This window comes from Paracoccus jeotgali (assembly GCF_002865605.1).
GTDB lineage: Bacteria > Pseudomonadota > Alphaproteobacteria > Rhodobacterales > Rhodobacteraceae > Paracoccus > Paracoccus jeotgali.
This window is the reverse complement of the sequence record NZ_CP025583.1, coordinates 341,294-359,917: the sequence shown is the minus strand read 5'-3', so window position 1 is coordinate 359,917 and position 18,624 is coordinate 341,294. Positions and strand designations below refer to the sequence as shown.

Below are 18,624 nucleotides of genomic sequence, written 5' to 3'. Positions count from 1 at the left end.
GATTTGCCCGGTCCTGCTGCATCGAACGCGTTCCTTCCTGTTCCGCCGTCGCGGGTTATTCCGCCGCCAGGGCGCCCAGACGCCCGGTCTTTTTCGCCTTCAGCCGATCCTCGATCTCGCCCCGGAAGTTGCGGATCAACCCCTGGATCGGCCATGCGGCCGCGTCGCCCAGCGCGCAGATGGTGTGGCCCTCGACCTGCTTGGTGACGTCCAGCAGCATGTCGATTTCCTCGACCTCGGCATCGCCGGTGACCAGTCGTTCCATGACCCGCATCATCCAGCCGGTGCCTTCGCGGCAGGGCGTGCACTGGCCGCAGCTTTCATGCTTGAAGAAGGCCGACAGCCGCCAGATCGCCTTGATGATGTCGGTGGACTGATCCATCACGATCATGCAGCCGGTGCCGAAGCTGGATTTCAGCTCTCGCATGCCGTCGTAATCCATGATCGCGGTTTCGCATTGCTCGGCGGTCAGAACCGGGCAGGATGCGCCGCCGGGGATCACGGCCTTGAGGTTGTCCCAGCCTCCGCGCACGCCGCCGCCGTGATGCTCGATCAACTCGCGCATGGTGATCGACATGCCTTCCTCGACCACGCAAGGGTTGTTGATGTGGCCGGTCAGGCCGAACAGCTTGGTGCCGGCATTGTTGGGGCGGCCGAAGCTGGCGAACCACTCGGCCCCGCGGCGCAGGATCTCCGGCACCACGGCGATGGATTCGACGTTGTTGACGGTGGTCGGGCAGCCATAGAGGCCCGCGCCCGCCGGGAAGGGCGGCTTCATCCGGGGCATGCCCTTCTTGCCTTCCAGCGATTCCAGCAGCGCGGTTTCCTCGCCGCAGATATAGGCCCCGGCCCCGTGGCTGAGGAACAGGTCGAAATCCCAGCCCGACTTGGCGGCATTGCGGCCCAGCAGCCCGGCGTCATAGCAGGCGTCGATGGCGGCCTGCAGGGATTCCCGCTCGCGCACATATTCGCCGCGCAGGTAGATGTAGCAGGTGTGGGCGTTCATCGCGAAGCCGGCGATCAGCGCGCCTTCGATCAGCGTGTGCGGATCGTGGCGCATGATCTCGCGGTCCTTGCAGGTCGCGGGTTCGGATTCGTCGGCGTTGATGACCAGATAAGACGGCCGGCCGTCGGACTCCTTTGGCATGAAGGACCATTTCAGCCCGGTCGGAAAGCCCGCGCCGCCCCGCCCGCGCAGGCCCGAGGCCTTGACCTGCTCGATGATCTTGTCGCGGCCGCGCGCGATCAGATCGCCGGTGCCATCCCAGCAGCCGCGCGCCATCGCACCCTTCAGGGAACGGTCGCCCATCCCGTAAAGGTTCGTGAAAATGCGGTCCTGATCCTTCAGCAGCATTGCGTCATCATCCTTTTTTGCCAGCAGGCGCCTTGCGCCGCCAGATACGCCAGGTCACCAGCAGCGACCAGACAAATCCACCCATCGCGGCCAGATCCGCGAGAAAGGCGTATTCCGCGGGCCAGCCAAAGCGGCGGCCAGCCCAGTTCGCGCCCAGCCACAGCACCGCGGTGCCGACCATGACCAGCGACACCAGCCGCAATTGGCGCGCGTCGCGGGCGGCGCGGTCGTCGGTCATGACGCGGGGCCACGGCCGGTGGCCAGCAGCGCGCGGGCCTGCGCCACCCATTCATCGCTGCGGATGCGTCCGCCCATGCGACCGATCAGCGCGGCGTGACGCTCGATCGCGTCCTCGTCCCAGCCGGCGATCTGCCACAGGCTGGTGACGCCGTGGTCGTTCAGCGTCTTCTCAAGTTGCGGGCCGATGCCCCTGATCTGCTTGAGATCGTGTTCATCCACCACAGCCCGCCGCGCGTCGGCGGCCGGGGTCGCGTGGTCATCGTCAGCTTCGGGCGGCGGGGTCACGACATCGGGATGCTGCGGCACGGCGGCGGTGGCGAGGTTGTCCTGCTCGCCCGCCTTGGCGCCACGGAACTGCCGCAGCCGGTCGCGGCCCCGGTTCGCCACCTCGACCGAGCGCGCGGCAAAGAGCGAGCCTGCATTGGCAAGCGCGTTCTCGGTCTGGAACAGCGGGCCGCTGTCGGGCGTCGGCCGGGCCAGCGCACGTTCCGGCCCCAGCACCTCGATGCTTTCGGCCGGGCCGCCGCGCCCGTCGCAGGCCAGCCAGACCAGCAAGCTGCCCAGGATCCAGAACACCAGCAGCCCCAGCAGGATGCCGCCCAGAAACAACCCGGCAAAGGCGTTGAACAGCCACACCAGCACCCCGGCGACGGCCGCCGCCACCCAGCAATTCCGAGAGCATTCCGTCTTGAGCATCTGTCTTCCCCGCCGTTTTCCGTGGCTAACCTAGTTGCTTGTTCCTTCCCGCGCCTCGAGCATCTCGCGCGCCTGCCGGACCCATTCATCCTGCGTCACGCGGCCGACATAGCCTTCCAGATGGCCATCGACCCAGGCGACCTCGGCCGCGTCCCAATGGGCGATCTGGTCGAAGTGATGGACCCCCAGCCCGTTCAGCAGCTCTTGCGCGGTGGCGTCCAGACCCTTGATGCGGGTCAGGTCGTCGCCCGCGCCGTCACGCGGCGCGTCCAGCGCGCGCGGAGGCCGCGCCTTCAGGATCTCGCCCGGATCGTCGTTCTGCGCGTCGGCGGGCACGTCGTCGGGGCCGGTGTCCTCGCCATCATCGGGGTTCTTTTCCGGGCTGCGGCGCCAGGGCGTCAGGATCGGCGCCTCGGTCCCGTCGATGCGCTTCAGCGTGTCGCCCAGTTCCAGCGCCAGCGTGACCGAGGCGTTATGCGCGGGCCCGGTGCCGACGAGGTCGGTCAGCGCCGTGGGCCCGCCCATCGCCTCGGACGAAAAGCGGCCATTCTGCGGGCCGGGCTGCGGCACCTGACCGGCGGCCATCTCGTCGATCAGCGCGGCCAGTCTCTCGGCCGTCAGATCCTCGTAGTAATCCTTGCCGATCTGGGCCATGGGCGCGTTGGCGCAGGCGCCCAGACATTCGACCTCTTCCCAGGAAAACTTGCCGTCGGAGGACAGCGTCAGCGGCGTCGGCGCGATCTTTTCGCGGCAGACCCGGATCAGATCCTCGGCGCCGCAGATCATGCAGGTGGTGGTGCCGCAGATCTGGATATTGGCGACGCTGCCGACCGGGGCCAGCTTGAACATGAAATAGAAGGTCGCGACCTCGAGCACGCGGATATAGGGCATGCCCAGCAGATCGGCGCAGTATTCAAGGGCCGGACGGCTGAGCCAGCCTTCCTGTTCATGGGCGCGCCACAGGATCGGGATGATCGCCGATTGCTGGCGGCCCTCGGGGAACTTGGTCATCTGCGCCCGCGCCCAGTCGAGGTTGGCGGGCGTGAACTCGAACGAGTCGGGCTGGATGGGGGACAGGCGGCGCAGCATCAGGCGACTCCGGCAGAAAGAAAGGCAGAAACCCGCTGCGTCGCCGCAGCCAGGTCGGATTTCGCGGCAGCGGGCATCAGCGGTCGACCTCGCCGAAGACGATGTCCAGCGTCGCGATGAAGGCCGGCACGTCGGACAGCATGTGCCCCTTGGCCATCCAGTCCATCGACTGCAGATGTGCAAAGCCGGGCGCGCGCAGCTTGGCGCGATACGGCTTGTTGGTGCCGTCGCCGACCAGATAGACGCCGAACTCGCCCTTGGGGGCCTCGACCGCGGCATAGACCTCGCCGGCGGGCACCTTGAAGCCCTCGGTATACAGCTTGAAGTGGTGGATCAGGCTTTCCATGTCAGTCTTCATCGCCATCCGCTTGGGCGGGGTCAGCTTGCCCCGCGCCAGGATGTCGCCGGGCGTCTGCCGCAGCTTCTGGCAGGCCTGCTGCATGATCTTGACCGATTCACGCATCTCTTCCATGCGGACCAGATAGCGGTCATAGCAGTCGCCATTCTTGCCGACCGGGATCTTGAAGTCATAGTCTTCATAGCCGTCATAGGGCTGCGACTTGCGCAGGTCCCAGGCCAGCCCCGAGCCGCGCAGCATGACGCCGCTATAGCCCCAGTTCAGCGCGTCCTGTTCATGCACGATGCCGATATCGACCAGCCGCTGCTTGACGATGCGGTTCTCGGTCAGCAGCGTGTGCAGGTCGTCGATCATGCGGGGGAAGGTCTCGCACCATTCCTCGATATCGTCGATCAGCTCGGGCGGCAGATCCTGATGCACCCCGCCGGGGCGGAAATAGGCCATGTGCAGACGCGCACCCGAGGCGCGCTCGCAGAACACCATCAGCTCTTCGCGGGCGGTAAAGCCCCAGACCGGCGGCGTCAGCGCGCCGATGTCCAGCATCCCCGTGGTCACGCCCAGCAGGTGGTTCAGCAACCGCCCGATCTCGGCATAGAGCACCCGGATGATCTGCGCGCGGGGCGGCGGCGCCACCCCGGTCAGCTTCTCGATCGCCAGACACCACGCATGTTCCTGGTTCTGCGGCGAGGAATAGTCGAGCCGGTCGAAATAGGGCAGGTTCTGCAGATAGGTGCGGCTTTCCATCAGCTTTTCGGTGCCGCGATGCAGCAGGCCGATATGCGGGTCCGCGCGTTCGACGATCTCGCCGTCCAGTTCCAGCACCAGCCGCAGCACGCCATGCGCCGCCGGGTGCTGGGGGCCGAAGTTCAGGTTGAAGTTGCGGATGTCCTGTTCGCCCGTCTGGGCGTCCACCGATCCGTCATCATAGCTGTTGATGCGAATATCGCCGTCCATTGGCCTACCCCTTTGCCGGACCGCGGCGCAGACACGCCCGGTCCCGAATTGCCTGCCCGCCGCGCATGTCGTCGCGGGCCGTCACTTGCCGGCCTCGTCGGTCTTTTCGTCACCGGGCAGCACGTATTTCGCGCCCTCCCACGGCGAGAGAAAGTCGAACTGGCGATATTCCTGCGTCAGCCGGACGGGCTCATAGACGACCCGCTTCAGCACCTCGTCATAGCGCACCTCGACATAGCCGGTGGTCGGGAAATCCTTGCGCAGCGGATGGCCGCGAAAGCCGTAATCGGTCAGGATGCGGCGCAGGTCGGGATGGCCCGAGAACAGGATCCCGAACATGTCGAAGACCTCGCGTTCATACCAGTTCGCGCCGGGGAAAAGCCCGGTGATCGAAGGCGCGAGTTCATCCTCGCGGATCGCGGCCTTCACCCGGATGCGCTGATTGCGATACATCGACAGCAGGTGATAAACGAGATCGAACCGCGCCGGGCGGTCGGGATAATCGACCGCCGTGATGTCGATCAGGGTCGAGAAGCGGCAGTTCATGTCCGACTGCAGGAACTCGATCAGTCGCACCAGCCCGGACAGCGAGACCGTCACCGTCAGCTCGCCATGGGCCAGCGAGGTTTCCTGCACGTCATCCTCGAAGCGCAGCGGGATCAGGTCGGCAAGGTCGGCCAGCGCGTCGATGTCGGGATACAGGGCCATGTGTTACCTCACCAACGTGCCGGTGCGCCGGATGCGACGCTGCAATTGCAGGATGCCGTATAGCAGCGCCTCGGCGGTGGGCGGGCAGCCGGGGACATAGATATCGACCGGGATCAGCCGGTCGCAGCCGCGCACCACGGAATAGCTGTAATGGTAATACCCGCCGCCATTGGCGCAGGACCCCATGCTGATGACATAGCGCGGCTCGGGCATCTGGTCATAGACCTTGCGCAGCGCCGGGGCCATCTTGTTGGTCACGGTGCCGGCCACGATCATCAGGTCCGACTGGCGCGGCGAGGCGCGCGGCGCGGTGCCGAAGCGTTCCAGATCGTAGCGCGGCATCGAGGTCTGCATCATCTCGATCGCGCAGCAGGCCAGACCGAAGGTCATCCAGTGCATCGAGCCGTTGCGCGCCCAGTTGATGATGTCCTCGGTCGTGGTCAGCAGAAAGCCCTTGTCCTGCAGCGTGTTCGACAGCTCGCGCACCTGCACGTCGCCATCGGCGCCGGCCGTGGTCGACAGCGCAGGCGTTCGCGGCGCGGCGCCGGGCAGGTCGCTGGTGGGACCGGGTTGACGGATCACGCCCATTCCAGCGCCCCCTTCTTCCATTCATAGGCAAAGCCCACGGTCAGCACGCCGAGGAACACGATCATCCCCCAGAAGGCCACATCCGACAGCCCTTGAAAGCTGACCGCCCAAGGGAACAGGAACGCCACCTCGAGGTCGAAGATGATGAACAGGATCGCCACCAGATAGAAGCGGACGTCGAACTTGGCGCGCGCATCGTCAAAGGGTTCGAACCCGCATTCATAGGCCGAGACCTTTTCGGGGTCTGGGTTGCGGATCGCGATCACCGCTGCGGCGGCCATCAGGATCAGCGCAAGCGCCGAGGCCATGGCAATGAACACCAGGATCGGCAGATATTCGGACAGAACATGGTCCACAGATGAGGCTCCCTTGTTCCGCGACCGACCGGCGGTCGCGTTTGGGTTGGGCTACGGCCCGTTTATCCCTGCCTCTGGATAGGGTCAACTCGGGCTGGCGCGATTCGGGCGCAGGCCAGTATGCGGCACCGCACCCGCCAGCGGCAAGCCGGGGCCGGTCCGGGGGCCGGTGCAGCACTGCACCGAACCGGGAAAAAGCGAACGCGCGCGGAACCTTGCGTCAGAATGCCGCGTTCCACCGCCATGATCGGCCCGCGCCCCGACGGTCACGACCGACCCAAGGCCGGGCCACGCCGTCGCGTTGCAAAATCTGAAGGGGCATTCCATGGGAATCATCATCGCAATCATCATCGGCGCCATTGCCGGCTGGCTGGCGGGCCAGATCGTCAAGGGTCACGGTCAGGGCCTGCTGGTCAACATCGTCGTCGGCATCGTCGGCGCGCTGATCGCGTCGCTTCTGTTTCCCGCGTTGGGGATGGGCGGCGGCCAGGGCACGAACATCATCGGCTCGATCCTGTACGCCACCATCGGCGCGGTGATCCTGCTGGTGCTTCTGGGGCTGGTCACCCGGTCGCGCTGACCCGCCCGCCGCTGATCCGGCTGCCGCCCGACGGGCCGCGTCTGATCCGCGCAAACAAGTGAACGATCAACACCATGCCTCCCGCAACACCGCTTGCGGGAGGCATTTTTTCGGGACATCCTGCCTGCCATGCCCAGACCCGCCCCCTCGTCCGCCAAGCCCGCCGCGACCCTGAACGGCGCCACGCCCTCGACATTCGCGCCCTTCCGCCACTCGGCCTTTCGAGTGTTGTGGAGCGCGACCATCGTCAGCAATTTCGGCGGGCTGGTGCAGGCGGTGGCGGCGGCTTGGCTGATGACGCAGCTGACCACCAACGCGACGCTGATCGCGCTGGTGCAGGCGTCGAACACCCTGCCGATCATGCTGTTCGCGCTGGTGTCGGGGGCCCTGGCCGACATCTTCGACCGGCGCCAGATCATGATGGCGGCGATCCTGTTCATGGCCGCCATGTCTGCGGTTCTGGCCGGGATGGCGTATTTCGGCGCGATCACGCCCTGGTCGCTGCTGGCGATGACCTTCCTGATCGGAATGGGTCAGGCGCTGTACAATCCGCCCTGGCAGGCCAGCATGGGCGATCTGGTGCCGCGTGAAGATCTGCCGCAGGCGGTGACGCTGAATTCGGTCGGGTTCAACCTGATGCGCTCGGTCGGGCCGGCGGCGGGCGGTCTGATCGTGGCCGCGGCCGGCGCGGCGGTGGGTTTTCTCGTCAACGCGGTCAGCTATATCCCGCTGGTCTTCGCCATGGCGCGGTGGCGGCCCGACTATCCCCCCCGCACCGCCGCGCGAGAGCCCTTCGTCTCGGCCGTGGGCGCCGGGCTGCGCTATGTCGCGCTGTCGCCCCATCTGGTGCGGGTCCTGGTCCGGGCGGGGGCTTTCGGCGTGTCCGGCACCGCTGTCATGGCGCTGCTGCCGCTGGTGGCGAAATCCCACCCCGAGGGCGGGTCGCTGCTGTTCGGCCTGCTGCTGGGCTTCTTCGGGCTGGGTGCGATTCTGGGTGCGTTGACCAATGCCCGCATCCGGGCGCGGCTGTCGAACGAGGCGATCCTGCGCCTCGGGATGATCCAGTTCGCCGTGGCGACCGCCGTGCTGGGTTACAGCGACACGGTCTGGGTTCAGGCGCTGGCGCTGTTTCCGGCGGGGATGTCCTGGGTCATCGTGCTGTCGCTGTTCAACGTCGCCGTGCAGCTTTCGACGCCGCGCTGGGTCGTGGCGCGGGCACTGGCGCTGTATCAGACGGTCGCCTTCGGCGGCATGGCGGCCGGGGCGTGGCTGTGGGGCGCACTGGCGCAGGCCTACGGGTTCGAGGATGCGCTGATCATGGCCGCGGTCGGGTTGCTGGCGGCCGCAGCACTGGGGATTCCCCTGCGCATGCCAGAGTTCAGCCAGTCCGACCTGTCACCCGCCAACCGCTTCCGAGAGCCGGTTCTGGGTCTCGACCTGCGCGGGCGGTCGGGGCCGATCATGGTCATGGTCGATTATCACATCGCCCCCGAGGACACCGAAGAGTTCCTGTCCCTGATGGTCCAACGCCGCGACATCCGCCGCCGCGACGGCGCGCGGGCCTGGGTGCTGCTGCGCGATCTCGAGATGCCGGATCACTGGTCGGAAAGCTATCACATCGCCACCTGGGACGACTATATCCGCCACAACACAAGGCGGACGGTGGTCGATACCGATGTGACGCAGGCGCTGCACGCGCTGCACAAGGGACCGGGCGAGCCGACCGTCCACCGCATGATCGAGCGGCACAACGCCTCGGCCCATGCCGACGTGCCCCTGCGCGGCAAGCTCGACGTGTAAACTGATGGCCCACTCGCGCCGCAGCCGCAATCGTCGCCGGTCTGGCAACCGGGCGATGGATGCGCGGTCGGACATGGGGCCTGACGATGCGCGGGCGGGGGAGGTAGCGCCGCCCGCTCTGCCATGGTCAGAGCCAGAAGCAATTGCTCGGTCCGGCGCTTACACGTCCGATCCGGTCCCTCGCCGCTCGGCCTCACCGCGATCCACGCCCGCCGACGCCGAATCCCGCGATGGCACAGATGCGGCGCTTCCCCACTGGACTCGAACGAAGTCGCTCCAATCCAATGCCGCGCCGCCCAACCCTGACGATGCAATCCAGCCTCACACGGATGCCGGCGACGCGGACCCCACCATCCCGCTCTGCCCCTTATGCGACCGGCCGATCCCGCACGGCGTGCCGCAAAGCCGGCATCACCTGATACCCAAGCTGCGGGGCGGCAAGGGCGGGCCGGTGATCCTGATCCACCACGCCTGCCACAAGGCGATCCACAAGGCGCTGAGCGAGACCGAACTCGCCCGCCACTACAACACCCCCGCCGCCCTGCGCGCCCATCCGACGCTGGCGCGCTTCTTCGCCTGGGTCGGCAAGCGCCCGCCTGAATGGAACGGGCGTGCCCGTTGATCGAGGACGTGACCTGTCGCCAGTGAGGAAGCAGAAGCCATCGCAGGCGTCGCGCGGGCCGCGCGAACCCGCACCCGCCGTTGGGGTCGCACAGCGCCCTAAAGATCAGACCCTCACGCCCCGTCGAACTCGCACAGCGCCGTCACCGGGATGCCCGTCCGCTCCAGCCGCTTGCGGCCGCCCAGTTCAGGCAGATCGATGACGAAGGCGCAGCCCACCACCTCGGCCCCCAATCGGCGGCACAGCTTGACGCTGGCCTCGGCGGTGCCGCCGGTGGCCAGCAGGTCGTCGACGATCAGCACCTTGTCGCCGGGCTTCAGCGCGTCGTCATGGATCTCCATCACCGCCTCGCCATATTCCAGCGTATACGCCTCGGAGATCACCGCGCCGGGCAGCTTGCCCTTTTTGCGGATCGGCACGAACCCGGTCGAGAGCTGGTGCGCCACCGCGCCGCCCAGAATGAACCCCCGCGCCTCGAGACCCACCACCTTGTCGATGCGCTGCCCGGTATGGTCGTGCAGGATCTGGTCGACCGCCATGCGAAAGCCGCGCGCATCGGCGAACAGCGTGGTCACGTCGCGGAACAGGATGCCCTCATGCGGGAAGTCGTGGATGGTGCGGATATAGTCGCGGACAGTGCGGGCGGTCATTCGGGACGCTCCATTTCGAACAGCTCATGGACGGCGGCGTAATCGCGATAGCCCATCCGCGCAAGCCAGCCCGCCGCGCGCAGATCGAACCGCCCGTCCAGCACGCAATCGTCGCGCAGGTGAACGCCGACCACGACGCCCAGCACCAGCCAGTTCGACGGCCCCGCCAGCCGCAGGATGCGCGTCATCCGACATTCCAGCGCGGCGGGCGCTTCGGCCACGCGCGGGCAGTCGATGGTCCGACACTCGGCCATGGCGATGCCGCAGGCCTCGAACTCGCTGACGCCTGCGGGCATCGGCGCGCTCGAGGCGTTGACCGCCTCGGCCTGCGCGGCAGAGGGGATGTTGACGCAGAACACCCCGCTTTGCGCGATCTGGGCGACGCTGTCCTTGGTGCCGTTGCGGTCGGGCTTGGCCGAGACGGACGAGAACATCACCTGCGGCGGTGCATAGGCGATGGCGTTGAAGAAGCTGTAGGGGCCAAGATTGTCGCCCGCCTCGCCCCGGCTCGAGATCCAGCCGATGGGGCGCGGGGCGATGATGGCGTTCAGCGGGTTATGCGGCAGGCCGTGGCCGGCTTCGGGTCGGTAGAACATGGGGCCTCCTGTCGGGGCTGCATCGTGCAATCCTGCGCCGCCGGCGTCCACCGGATTCTTGCAACCTGCGCCCGACATGCTAGGCAGCGGCGCGAACCGGCAGTCAACAGGGCAGGAACCGCGGATGGAGCTTTGCGAGGAACGGCCCAGCGACTGGCACGAGGTCGAAGCGCTGATGGACCTGTGCTTTGCCCCCGGCCGCACCGCGCTGTCGTCCTATCGCCTGCGCGAGGATGTCGAGCCGGTGGCCGATCTGTGCCTGCTGCTGCGGCAGGGCGGCACGCTGCGCGCCGCGATCCGCTATTGGCCGGTGCGGGTGGGCGGGCGGCCAGCGCTGCTGCTGGGGCCGGTGGCGGTCCACCCGACCGCGCAGGGCGAGGGGCTGGGCGGCTTGCTGATGCGCGAAAGCCTGGCGCGGGCGCGCGCGCTTGGCTGGCAGCGGGTGATGCTGGTGGGCGATGCGCCCTATTACTCGCGCTTTGGCTTTGCCCGGCTGGACGGGGTCGAGATGCCGCCGCCGACCAACCCTGACCGGGTGCTGGGGCTGGAACTTGTGCCGGGGGCATGGGTTGACGTGACAGGTCAGGTGACGCGGGCGCCGGGCATTGCGACAGCGCCCCCTGCGGACCCCGAGCCCGGACCGGCCTGCACGGAAATAGACCCCGGCGAGGGTTCAGCAAAGGAAACGCCCCATGGCCAAGCCTGACGGCACCGAGACACAGTCCCAGATCGTCCTGCCCCCGATCACCGACGACTCGATCCTGCGCGAGATCGACCGCCTCGCCCGGCGCTATGTCGAGGCCCGCGGCCTGGGGATGGAGATTCTGGACCGGATCGGCGGCGGCGGCGAGCAGCTGGTGCAAAAGCTGCCCTCATACCTGCGCAAGCCGATCGAGCGCGCGGTGGCGGGCGCCATGCGGCGGACGTTCAAGCTCGCCTCGGCCTCGCGCGGGGCGGTGCGCGACCGGGGCGACTGGTTCAACCGGCTGGGCACGACGGCGGTCGGTGCGGTGGGCGGTGCGGCCGGGCTGACCGGCGCGCTGATCGAACTGCCGCTGACGGTCACGATCCTGCTGCGCGCCATCCTCGAAATCGCCGAGGAACACGGGCTGGACACCAACAGCGAGGAAATCCAGACCGAGGCGCTGCGCATCTTTGCCAGCGGCGGGCCGCTGACCGATGACGACGGCACCGACACCGCCTTTGTCGCGGCGCGGCTGGCGGTGGGCGGGCGCGCGCTGCAGACGCTGATCTCGCGCTTTGCGCCGCAGGTAGCGTCGCGGATGCTGGCCAAGGTCGGCGCGCAATCGGTGCCGGTGCTGGGCGCGGTGGCGGGCGCCTCGATCAACTACACCTTCGCGCGCTATTATCAGGAACTCGCCCGCGTCCAGTTCGGCATGATCCGGCTGGCGCACGAAACAGGCCTGCCGCGCGAGGCGCTGACCGAGCGGCTGATCACCCGCATCCGCAGTCTGGAACAGAAAGCCCGCGACCGCAGCGGCGCCTAGCCTTCGGCCTGCGCGTCCAGCCGCAGCACCGGCGAGGGCACGGTCAGGTCGTCGATGGCCAGCGGCCCCGCCGGACGGGCCAGCCGGGGCCGCGTGACCCAATGCAGCCGCTCTTGCGCGCGGGTGATGGCGACATAGGTCAGCCGCTTCCACAGCGCGATGCCGGATTCGCTCCGCCCCGACCACGCGGCGGCCGAGATGTCGGGCGCAAAGACCTGCACATCCGGCCACTGGCTGCCCTGCGCCTTGTGGATGGTGACGGCGGCGCCGTGCAGGAAACTCGCGCCCATATTGGCGGCGAAGGGGATAAAGGGCTCTTCCTCGTCCGGGGTCTCGATCTTGACGATCGAGGCGGCGGACAGGCGCGGCTCTTCGGCGCCGATGACATGCAGGCGCGAGAAGCCGGGCTTTTTCCCCGGCCCCAGATAGACCACCTGCGCGCCCTTGATCAGCCCCCGCGCCTCGAGGTCGATGCGCTTGTTGCGGTGCTTCAGCGGCAGTTCCAGCCCGTCGCAGATCAGCGGCTCACCCGGCAAAAGCTGGTCGGCGGGGGCGCCGAAGGCGGCGCGAAAGGCGGTGATCAGGCGGATGCGGGTGGCGTTGCGCCAGACCAGCACCGGGCTGCGCGCCATCAGGTCGGATTCCACCCGCTCGGCCCAGATGACGCGGGGATCGGCCTCGGCCGCCTGCCGGACCATCCGTTCGAACCCGGCGAAATCCAGCGCGTCGTCGCCAAGGGCGTGGGCGAGGTCCAGAATCGGGCTGTCGCCGGCCTGCCGGTGGACGCGGCTCAGCACCAGCTTTTGCGGGGCGGCAAGGCGGTCGAAGACCATCTCTCCCGACAGCCCGACCGGGGCAAGCTGGGCCGGGTCGCCGAACAGGATCAGCACCGGAAAGATCTCACGCAGGTCCTCGAACTGACGCTCGTCCAGCATCGAGGATTCGTCGATCAGCCCGATATCCAGCCCATCCTCGCGCCGCTTCCAGCCGCGGATGAAGTCCGAGCCGCGCAGCCCCGCCGCCGCCAGCGCGCCGGGGATCGAGGCGTGCAGGTCATAGAAGGCCCGCGCCCGGTCGAGGGCGGCATCGCTTAGCCCCTCGATGCTGGGACGCTCGCCCGCGCCGGTCAGCCAATCGGCGATGCGTTCATATTCCGGGTCATACATCGGCGTATAGAGGATGCGGTGGATCGTCGTCGCCGGCACGCCCCGCATCCGCAGCACGAAGGCGGCCTTGTTGGTCGGCGCCAGCACCGCGACCGTGCGCCGGTCCTTGCGCTTGCGGCCCTCGTAATCGCCGCTGATCAGATCGACGCCAGCCGCGCGAATGGCCTTGGTCAGTTCGGCCAGAATCATGGTCTTGCCCGACCCGGCCTTGCCGATCACCGCCATGACGCGACCCTTGCCGGGCTTGGGCGGGGCAATTTCCTCGGACAGCAGATCGACCCCCGCCTCGGACAGCAGCGCCGACAGGGAGTCCCAGGCGTCGGCCTGATCCGGGGAAAGCATGGGCAGGGTCATGGCGGATGCCTAGCGCCTGACGCGCCGAAAGGGAAGCGGCGCGAGCGGGTGCGGGGTCGCGTGCGCGAGTGTCGGGGTGGTAAAGCGGCGATCTGGCGCGGCTTCGGGCTGTGGGGGGCTTAGGCTAGTCGCCAAAGGTTCAATCGCTGCCGCGCATGATGCGACCCTGAACCGGACGACGCCCCATCCGCGACGTCAGCGCCAGCCGCGCTGCGGCGCCCTACCCATGCCACGCCGCCACCGTCTTCAGGGTCGAGAAGCCATACAGCGCCTCGAACCCCTTTTCGCGGCCATGCCCGGATTTGCCGGTGCCGCCGAAGGGCAGCTCGACCCCGCCGCCGGCGCCGTAATTGTTCAGAAACACCTGCCCCGCCCGCAGCCCGCGCGACAGCCGCAACGCGCGGGGCCCGTCCTGCGTCCACACCCCCGCGACCAGCCCGTAATCCGTACCGTTGGCGATGCGAAGGGCATCGGCCTCATCCTCGAAGGGGATGACGATCTGCACGGGGCCGAAGATCTCTTCTTGCGCCAGCCGGTGATCGGCGGGACCGACCAGCAGATGCGGCGCCACGTAATGCCCGCCCTCGGGCGCGTCGGGGACGATCTCGCCCGTGGCGGCGATCTGCAGGTCGCGGGCAAGGTCCAGATACCCCGTCACCACCTGCTTCTGCCGAGCCGAGATCAGCGGCCCCAGCGACAGGTCGCGCAGCGCCGGACCGGCGCGCAGCCCGCGATAGGCCTCGGCCATGCGCGCCAGCACCCGGTCAAGGCAGCTTGCCTGCACCAGGATCCGCGACGCGGCCGAACAGGTCTGCCCGGCGTTCTGGATACCCGCATTGACCAGAAACGGCAGCGCCCGGTCCAGATCGGCGTCATCAAAGACGATCTGCGGGGATTTCCCGCCCAGTTCCAGCGTCACGGGCACCACGTTGCGCCCCGCCGCCTGCTGGATCAGCGCCCCGACCCCGACCGAGCCGGTAAAGCTGACATGCTGCACGCCGGGATGGCCCGCCAGCGCGGCCCCGGCCTCGGCGCCGAGACCCGGCACCACGTTCAGCGCCCCCGCCGGCAGCCCGGCGTCGTTCGCGATCCGCGCGAAGGCGAGCGCGGTCAGACTGGCATCCTCGGCCGGTTTCAGGACGCAGGCATTTCCCATCGCCAGCGCCGCCCCGACCGAGCGGCCGATGATCTGCATCGGATAGTTCCAGGGCACGATATGGCCGGTCACGCCATGCGGCTCGCGCAGGGTCCAGACGCTGTAGCCCTGCTGATAGGGGATGGTCTCGCCCATGATCTTGTCGGCGGCACCGCCGTAGAATTCCAGATAGCGCGCCAGCGCCAGCGCATCGGCGCGGGCCTGCGACAGCGGCTTGCCGACATCGCGCGCCTCGATGCGGGCGAGGTCATCCGCCCGCGCCGCGACCTGCTGACCGATGCGGGTCAGGATGCGCCCGCGCTCGGTCGCGGTCAGCCGGCCCCATTCGCCATCCCGCGCGGCCTGCGCCGCCGCCACCGCCTCGTCGATATCCGCGGGCGTGCCACGCGCGATCTCGGCGAAGCTCTCGCCGGTCGAGGGGTCGCTGACCGCCAGCCGCTCGGCCGCCGGACGCCAGGTGCCGCCAATCAGGATCTCGCTGGGGTCGAACCACAATTCGCTCACGTCACGCTCCATTCCTCGGGGATTTCGGGCATTGCCTGCATCAATCGCTGCGTCGTCGGGTGCTGGGGCGCGTCCATCACCTGCGCGGTCGGGCCGGTCTCGACGATGCGGCCGCGATCCATGACCAGCACCCGGTCGGTGACGCCACGGACCACGCCCAGATCGTGGCTGATGAACAGATAGGCCATGCCGTGACTGCGCCGCAGTCCGGCCAGCAGGTCCAGAACCTGCGCGCGGACGCGGACATCCAGCGCGCTGACCGCCTCGTCCAGCACGATCAGCCGGGGCCGGATGATCAGCGCACGGGCGATGGCGAGGCGCTGGCGCTGGCCGCCGGAAAACTCGTGGATGAAGCGGCGCCCGGCATCGGCTTCGATCCCCACCTCGGTCAGGGCCTGCGCGACGCGGTCGCGCCAGTCGGGCGGACGGCCGGTCAGGTGAAACGGCTCGGCCAGCAGGCGGTCGACACGCCAGCGCGGATCGAAACTGCCAAAGGGGTCCTGAAACACCACCTGAACCTTGGCCCGCAGCGCCCCGTTCATCGCTCGCCCGGGCAGGACCGGCTGGCCGTCCAGCAGGATCTGACCATGCTGCAAACCTTCCAGCCCCAGGATCGCGCGGGTCAGCGTCGACTTTCCGCAGCCGGATTCACCGACCAGACCGACCGACTCGCCCGCGCCGATCTGCAGGCTGACATGGTCCACCGCACGCAGCAGCGGATAGGGCGCAAAGAAGCTGGGCCGGGCCAGCGCATAGTCGCGCACCGCGTCCTGCACCGACAGGATCGGCTGCGGCCCGGCCGCGACCGGCACCGGGTCGGGCGCGTGACGCGAGGCGGCGAACAGCGCGCGGGTATAGGGGTGGCTCTGGCGGCGAAACAGCGCCTCGGTCGGGCCTTCCTCGACAATCTCGCCATGCTTCATCACCGCGACGTCATCGGCGGTGCCGGCGACGACGGCCAGATCATGGGTGATCAGCAGCAGGGACATGCCCTCATCCCGGACCAGATCGCGCAGCAGGTCCAGGATCTGCGCCTGCGTGGTCACGTCCAGCGCGGTCGTGGGTTCATCCGCGATCAGCAGATCCGGCGCCTCGGCGATGGCCAGCGCGATCGCCACCCGCTGCCGCTGCCCGCCCGAGAGCTGGTGCGGATAAAGCGTCAGCGGAAAGCGCGGCGCGGGCAGCCCGACCCGGTCCAGCCGCGCACGGGCACGGGCCAGCGCCTGCTGGCGCGGCAGGCGCTGATGGATGCGCAGCACCTCGGCCACCTGATCGCCGATATTCATCAGCGGGTTCAGCGCGGTCATCGGTTCCTGAAAGATCATCCCGATCCGCCGCCCGCGAATGGCGCAAAGCTGATCCTCGGTCATCGTCAGCAGGTTCTGCCCGTCCAGCATGACCTGCCCATCGGCCTGCCCACCCTGCGGCAGCAGCCCCATGATCGCCAGCGCCGTCATCGACTTGCCCGAGCCGGATTCGCCCACCAGCCCCATGATCCGCCCCGGCGCCAGCGTCATGGCGACGTCGCGCAGCACCGGCCGGTCGTGGATGCGGACGGTCAGATCGCTGATGCTAATCATGCCCGCATCACCTTCAGCCGCGGGTCCAGCAGATCGCGCAAACCATCCCCCAGCAGGTTCAGCCCCAGCACGGTGGCCAGGATGCACAGCCCCGGAATGATGGCGACATGGGGGGCGAGGGTGACAAAGGTCTGCGCCTCGGCCAGCATCCGCCCCCAGCTCGGCAGCGGCGGCTGCGCGCCGAGACCCACATAGCTCAGCCCCGCTTCGGCCAAGATGCCGAGGCTGAACTGGATGGTGCCCTGCACGATCAGCAGGTTGGCGATGTTGGGCAGCACATGCTCGACACTGATCCGGGCGCGGGACTTGCCGGCCACCTGCGCGGCGCGGATGTAATCGAGCGTCCAGATCGGCAGCGCACCGCCCCGCGTGACGCGGGCAAAGACCGGGATGTTGAAAATGCCGATGGCGATGATCGCGTTGATCGCGCCCGGCCCGAAGGCGGCGGTGATCAGGATCGCGATGACCAGCGCCGGAAAGGCAAAGATGACGTCATTGCCGCGCATGATGACCTCGTCCAGCCAGCCGCCGCGTGCGGCCGCCGCGGTCAGCCCCAGCGGCACCCCGGCGCCCATGCCGATCCCCACCGCGACCAGCGCCACCGCCAGCGAGGTCCGCGCGCCGACCATGACCATCGACAGGATGTCGCGGCCGAAATGATCCGTCCCCAGCCAATGGCGGACCGAGGGCGGTTGCAGCTTGCTGGCAATCGCCATCTGCCCGGTGTCATAGGGCGTCCACAGGAAGGACAGCACCGCCGCTGTCAGCGCGGTTCCGGCCAGAACCGCCCCGAGGATCAGCGTCCACCTCATGCGCGGCGCAGCCTTGGATCGACCAGCGCATAGGCCAGATCGACCAGAAAGGTGACTAGGATCACCGCCGCCACCAGCACCAGCACCGCTGACTGCACCACGATCAGGTCGCGCTGCGTGATCGCCTGAAAGATCATCCGCCCCAGCCCCGGCAGGTAGAACACGTTCTCGATGATGATCGCCCCGGCCATGAGAAAGGAAAACTGCATCCCCAGGATTGTCAGAACCGGGATCAGCGCGTTGCGCAGCGCGTGGCGGCGCAGGGTCTGGCCCCGGCTCAGCCCCTTGGCCCGCGCGGTGCGGATATAGTCCTGATCCAGCGTCTCGATCAGGGCCGAGCGCAAGACCCGCGCCAGAATCGCCGCCTGCGGCAGGGCCAGCGCAATCGCCGGCAGGGCCAGCGCCCGCAGCGCCGCCACCGGATCGTCCCAGCCGCCAAAGCCGCCCGCCGGCAGCCAGCGCAGCCGGACCGCGAACAGCAGGACCAGCAGCATGGCGAACCAGAAATTCGGCAGGGCAATGCCGATCTGCGTCAGCCCCATCACCACCCCGTCGCCCGGCCGCCCGCGCCGCGAGGCCGCGAACATGCCGACCGGCAGCGCGATCACCACCGCCAGCGCCAGCGCCAGCCCCGCCAGCGGCAGCGAGACCCGCATCCGGTCGACGATCATCGCCGTGACGGGGGTCTTGTAGGTAAAGCTGTGGCCCAGGTCGCCGGTCAGCACCCCGCCCAGCCAATGCGCGTAACGCCAGGGCAGCGACTGATCCAGCCCAAGCTGCTGACGCAGCGCGGCCAGCGTTTCGGGCTGCGCGCCGGTGCCCAGCATGAAGGTCGCGGGATCACCCGGCACCATCTCGACCAGCAGAAAGATCGCGACCGAGGCGACGCCCAGGCTGACCAGCAGGGAAAACAGGCGACGGACGGCAAAACGCAGCATGATCCGGACGCTAGG

20 protein-coding genes are annotated in these 18,624 nt (G+C 68.2%); 5 read left to right on the top strand and 15 right to left on the bottom strand.

Features of this window, described 5'->3' with window-relative positions; genetic code table 11:
- Positions 1-55: 55 nt before the first annotated feature.
- The 8 genes from nuoF to ndhC form a co-directional block, all read right to left on the bottom strand.
- Positions 56-1,351, bottom strand: coding sequence for an NADH-quinone oxidoreductase subunit NuoF (gene nuoF / locus CYR75_RS01830; protein ID WP_101500813.1), 1,296 nt, complete (start codon positions 1,349-1,351; stop codon positions 56-58).
- Positions 1,352-1,361: 10 nt separating this feature from the next.
- Positions 1,362-1,592 (bottom strand): DUF5337 domain-containing protein, encoded by a 231-nt coding sequence (locus CYR75_RS01825; protein WP_101498580.1) that lies wholly within the window; start codon positions 1,590-1,592, stop codon positions 1,362-1,364.
- Complete coding sequence (locus CYR75_RS01820; RefSeq protein WP_158644553.1) at positions 1,589-2,290, bottom strand: hypothetical protein; 702 nt, start codon at positions 2,288-2,290, stop codon at positions 1,589-1,591. Before CYR75_RS01820 ends, CYR75_RS01825 begins: the two co-directional genes overlap by 4 nt.
- A gap of 30 nt (positions 2,291-2,320) precedes the next feature.
- Positions 2,321-3,379: an NADH-quinone oxidoreductase subunit NuoE gene (nuoE, locus tag CYR75_RS01815; protein ID WP_101498578.1), complete on the bottom strand. Its 1,059-nt coding sequence runs from the start codon at positions 3,377-3,379 to the stop codon at positions 2,321-2,323.
- 76 nt (positions 3,380-3,455) lie between these two features.
- Entirely contained in the window at positions 3,456-4,691 is a 1,236-nt protein-coding gene (locus CYR75_RS01810; protein ID WP_101498577.1) for an NADH-quinone oxidoreductase subunit D, read from the bottom strand.
- 81 nt (positions 4,692-4,772) lie between these two features.
- Entirely contained in the window at positions 4,773-5,399 is a 627-nt protein-coding gene (locus tag CYR75_RS01805; protein WP_101498576.1) for an NADH-quinone oxidoreductase subunit C, read from the bottom strand.
- Positions 5,400-5,402: 3 nt separating this feature from the next.
- Positions 5,403-5,987 carry a NuoB/complex I 20 kDa subunit family protein gene (locus tag CYR75_RS01800; protein ID WP_225972798.1) on the bottom strand — a complete coding sequence of 195 codons (585 nt, stop codon included), beginning with the start codon at positions 5,985-5,987 and terminating at the stop codon, positions 5,403-5,405.
- Positions 5,978-6,295: an NADH-quinone oxidoreductase subunit A gene (ndhC, locus tag CYR75_RS01795; protein WP_376780380.1), complete on the bottom strand. Its 318-nt coding sequence runs from the start codon at positions 6,293-6,295 to the stop codon at positions 5,978-5,980. The genes CYR75_RS01800 and ndhC overlap by 10 nt, the downstream gene beginning before the upstream one ends.
- A 373-nt stretch (positions 6,296-6,668) precedes the next feature.
- Here ndhC and CYR75_RS01790 point away from each other — a divergent pair, with 373 nt between their 5' ends.
- The 3 genes from CYR75_RS01790 (at position 6,669) to CYR75_RS01780 (ending at position 9,345) form a co-directional block, all read left to right on the top strand.
- A complete protein-coding gene (locus CYR75_RS01790) occupies positions 6,669-6,923 on the top strand; it encodes a GlsB/YeaQ/YmgE family stress response membrane protein (RefSeq protein ID WP_101498574.1) in 255 nt (84 codons plus the stop codon).
- 129 nt (positions 6,924-7,052) lie between these two features.
- Complete coding sequence (locus tag CYR75_RS01785; RefSeq protein ID WP_101500811.1) at positions 7,053-8,723, top strand: MFS transporter; 1,671 nt, start codon at positions 7,053-7,055, stop codon at positions 8,721-8,723.
- A 313-nt stretch (positions 8,724-9,036) separates the two neighbouring features.
- Positions 9,037-9,345 (top strand): HNH endonuclease family protein, encoded by a 309-nt coding sequence (locus tag CYR75_RS01780; RefSeq protein ID WP_101500810.1) that lies wholly within the window; start codon positions 9,037-9,039, stop codon positions 9,343-9,345.
- Positions 9,346-9,458: 113 nt separating this feature from the next.
- Here CYR75_RS01780 and CYR75_RS01775 read toward each other — a convergent pair whose 3' ends face one another.
- Both CYR75_RS01775 and CYR75_RS01770 read right to left on the bottom strand, forming a co-directional pair.
- On the bottom strand, positions 9,459-9,995 hold the full coding sequence (locus CYR75_RS01775) for an adenine phosphoribosyltransferase (protein WP_101498573.1): 537 nt from the start codon (positions 9,993-9,995) through the stop codon (positions 9,459-9,461).
- Complete coding sequence (locus CYR75_RS01770; RefSeq protein ID WP_101498572.1) at positions 9,992-10,591, bottom strand: flavin reductase family protein; 600 nt, start codon at positions 10,589-10,591, stop codon at positions 9,992-9,994. Before CYR75_RS01770 ends, CYR75_RS01775 begins: the two co-directional genes overlap by 4 nt.
- Before the next feature lie 124 nt (positions 10,592-10,715).
- Between CYR75_RS01770 and CYR75_RS01765 the strand changes: the two genes are divergently transcribed.
- Positions 10,716-11,297 (top strand): GNAT family N-acetyltransferase, encoded by a 582-nt coding sequence (locus tag CYR75_RS01765; RefSeq protein ID WP_101498571.1) that lies wholly within the window; start codon positions 10,716-10,718, stop codon positions 11,295-11,297.
- Positions 11,284-12,099, top strand: coding sequence for an EcsC family protein (locus CYR75_RS01760; protein WP_101498570.1), 816 nt, complete (start codon positions 11,284-11,286; stop codon positions 12,097-12,099). Before CYR75_RS01765 ends, CYR75_RS01760 begins: the two co-directional genes overlap by 14 nt.
- On the opposite strand, the gene CYR75_RS01755 is transcribed toward CYR75_RS01760, so the two are convergent.
- The 5 genes from CYR75_RS01755 to CYR75_RS01735 all read right to left on the bottom strand — a co-directional run bounded on the left by CYR75_RS01755 (position 12,096) and on the right by CYR75_RS01735 (position 18,609).
- Positions 12,096-13,619 (bottom strand): ATP-dependent DNA helicase, encoded by a 1,524-nt coding sequence (locus CYR75_RS01755; RefSeq protein WP_101498569.1) that lies wholly within the window; start codon positions 13,617-13,619, stop codon positions 12,096-12,098. The two genes, CYR75_RS01760 and CYR75_RS01755, sit on opposite strands and share 4 nt — an antisense overlap.
- A gap of 220 nt (positions 13,620-13,839) precedes the next feature.
- Positions 13,840-15,291 carry an aldehyde dehydrogenase family protein gene (locus CYR75_RS01750; RefSeq protein WP_101498568.1) on the bottom strand — a complete coding sequence of 484 codons (1,452 nt, stop codon included), beginning with the start codon at positions 15,289-15,291 and terminating at the stop codon, positions 13,840-13,842.
- Positions 15,276-16,859 carry an ABC transporter ATP-binding protein gene (locus CYR75_RS01745; protein WP_101498567.1) on the bottom strand — a complete coding sequence of 528 codons (1,584 nt, stop codon included), beginning with the start codon at positions 16,857-16,859 and terminating at the stop codon, positions 15,276-15,278. The genes CYR75_RS01750 and CYR75_RS01745 overlap by 16 nt, the downstream gene beginning before the upstream one ends.
- Positions 16,856-17,671, bottom strand: a complete 816-nt coding sequence (locus CYR75_RS01740) for an ABC transporter permease (protein WP_101498566.1) — start codon at positions 17,669-17,671, stop codon at positions 16,856-16,858. Before CYR75_RS01740 ends, CYR75_RS01745 begins: the two co-directional genes overlap by 4 nt.
- Positions 17,668-18,609: an ABC transporter permease gene (locus tag CYR75_RS01735; RefSeq protein WP_101498565.1), complete on the bottom strand. Its 942-nt coding sequence runs from the start codon at positions 18,607-18,609 to the stop codon at positions 17,668-17,670. Before CYR75_RS01735 ends, CYR75_RS01740 begins: the two co-directional genes overlap by 4 nt.
- Positions 18,610-18,624 lie beyond the last annotated feature (15 nt).

Coding starts and splice junctions, on each gene's coding strand:
- CYR75_RS01825 (WP_101498580.1), bottom strand. CDS start 1,592: ATGACCGACGACCGCGCCGCCCGCGACGCGCGCCAATTGCGGCTGGTG.
- CYR75_RS01820 (WP_158644553.1), bottom strand. CDS start 2,290: ATGCTCAAGACGGAATGCTCTCGGAATTGCTGGGTGGCGGCGGCCGTC.
- nuoE (WP_101498578.1), bottom strand. CDS start 3,379: ATGCTGCGCCGCCTGTCCCCCATCCAGCCCGACTCGTTCGAGTTCACG.
- CYR75_RS01810 (WP_101498577.1), bottom strand. CDS start 4,691: ATGGACGGCGATATTCGCATCAACAGCTATGATGACGGATCGGTGGAC.
- CYR75_RS01805 (WP_101498576.1), bottom strand. CDS start 5,399: ATGGCCCTGTATCCCGACATCGACGCGCTGGCCGACCTTGCCGACCTG.
- CYR75_RS01800 (WP_225972798.1), bottom strand. CDS start 5,987: ATGGGCGTGATCCGTCAACCCGGTCCCACCAGCGACCTGCCCGGCGCC.
- ndhC (WP_376780380.1), bottom strand. CDS start 6,295: ATGGCCTCGGCGCTTGCGCTGATCCTGATGGCCGCCGCAGCGGTGATC.
- CYR75_RS01790 (WP_101498574.1), top strand. CDS start 6,669: ATGGGAATCATCATCGCAATCATCATCGGCGCCATTGCCGGCTGGCTG.
- CYR75_RS01785 (WP_101500811.1), top strand. CDS start 7,053: ATGCCCAGACCCGCCCCCTCGTCCGCCAAGCCCGCCGCGACCCTGAAC.
- CYR75_RS01775 (WP_101498573.1), bottom strand. CDS start 9,995: ATGACCGCCCGCACTGTCCGCGACTATATCCGCACCATCCACGACTTC.
- CYR75_RS01770 (WP_101498572.1), bottom strand. CDS start 10,591: ATGTTCTACCGACCCGAAGCCGGCCACGGCCTGCCGCATAACCCGCTG.
- CYR75_RS01765 (WP_101498571.1), top strand. CDS start 10,716: ATGGAGCTTTGCGAGGAACGGCCCAGCGACTGGCACGAGGTCGAAGCG.
- CYR75_RS01760 (WP_101498570.1), top strand. CDS start 11,284: ATGGCCAAGCCTGACGGCACCGAGACACAGTCCCAGATCGTCCTGCCC.
- CYR75_RS01755 (WP_101498569.1), bottom strand. CDS start 13,619: ATGACCCTGCCCATGCTTTCCCCGGATCAGGCCGACGCCTGGGACTCC.
- CYR75_RS01750 (WP_101498568.1), bottom strand. CDS start 15,291: ATGGAGCGTGACGTGAGCGAATTGTGGTTCGACCCCAGCGAGATCCTG.
- CYR75_RS01745 (WP_101498567.1), bottom strand. CDS start 16,859: ATGATTAGCATCAGCGATCTGACCGTCCGCATCCACGACCGGCCGGTG.
- CYR75_RS01740 (WP_101498566.1), bottom strand. CDS start 17,671: ATGAGGTGGACGCTGATCCTCGGGGCGGTTCTGGCCGGAACCGCGCTG.
- CYR75_RS01735 (WP_101498565.1), bottom strand. CDS start 18,609: ATGCTGCGTTTTGCCGTCCGTCGCCTGTTTTCCCTGCTGGTCAGCCTG.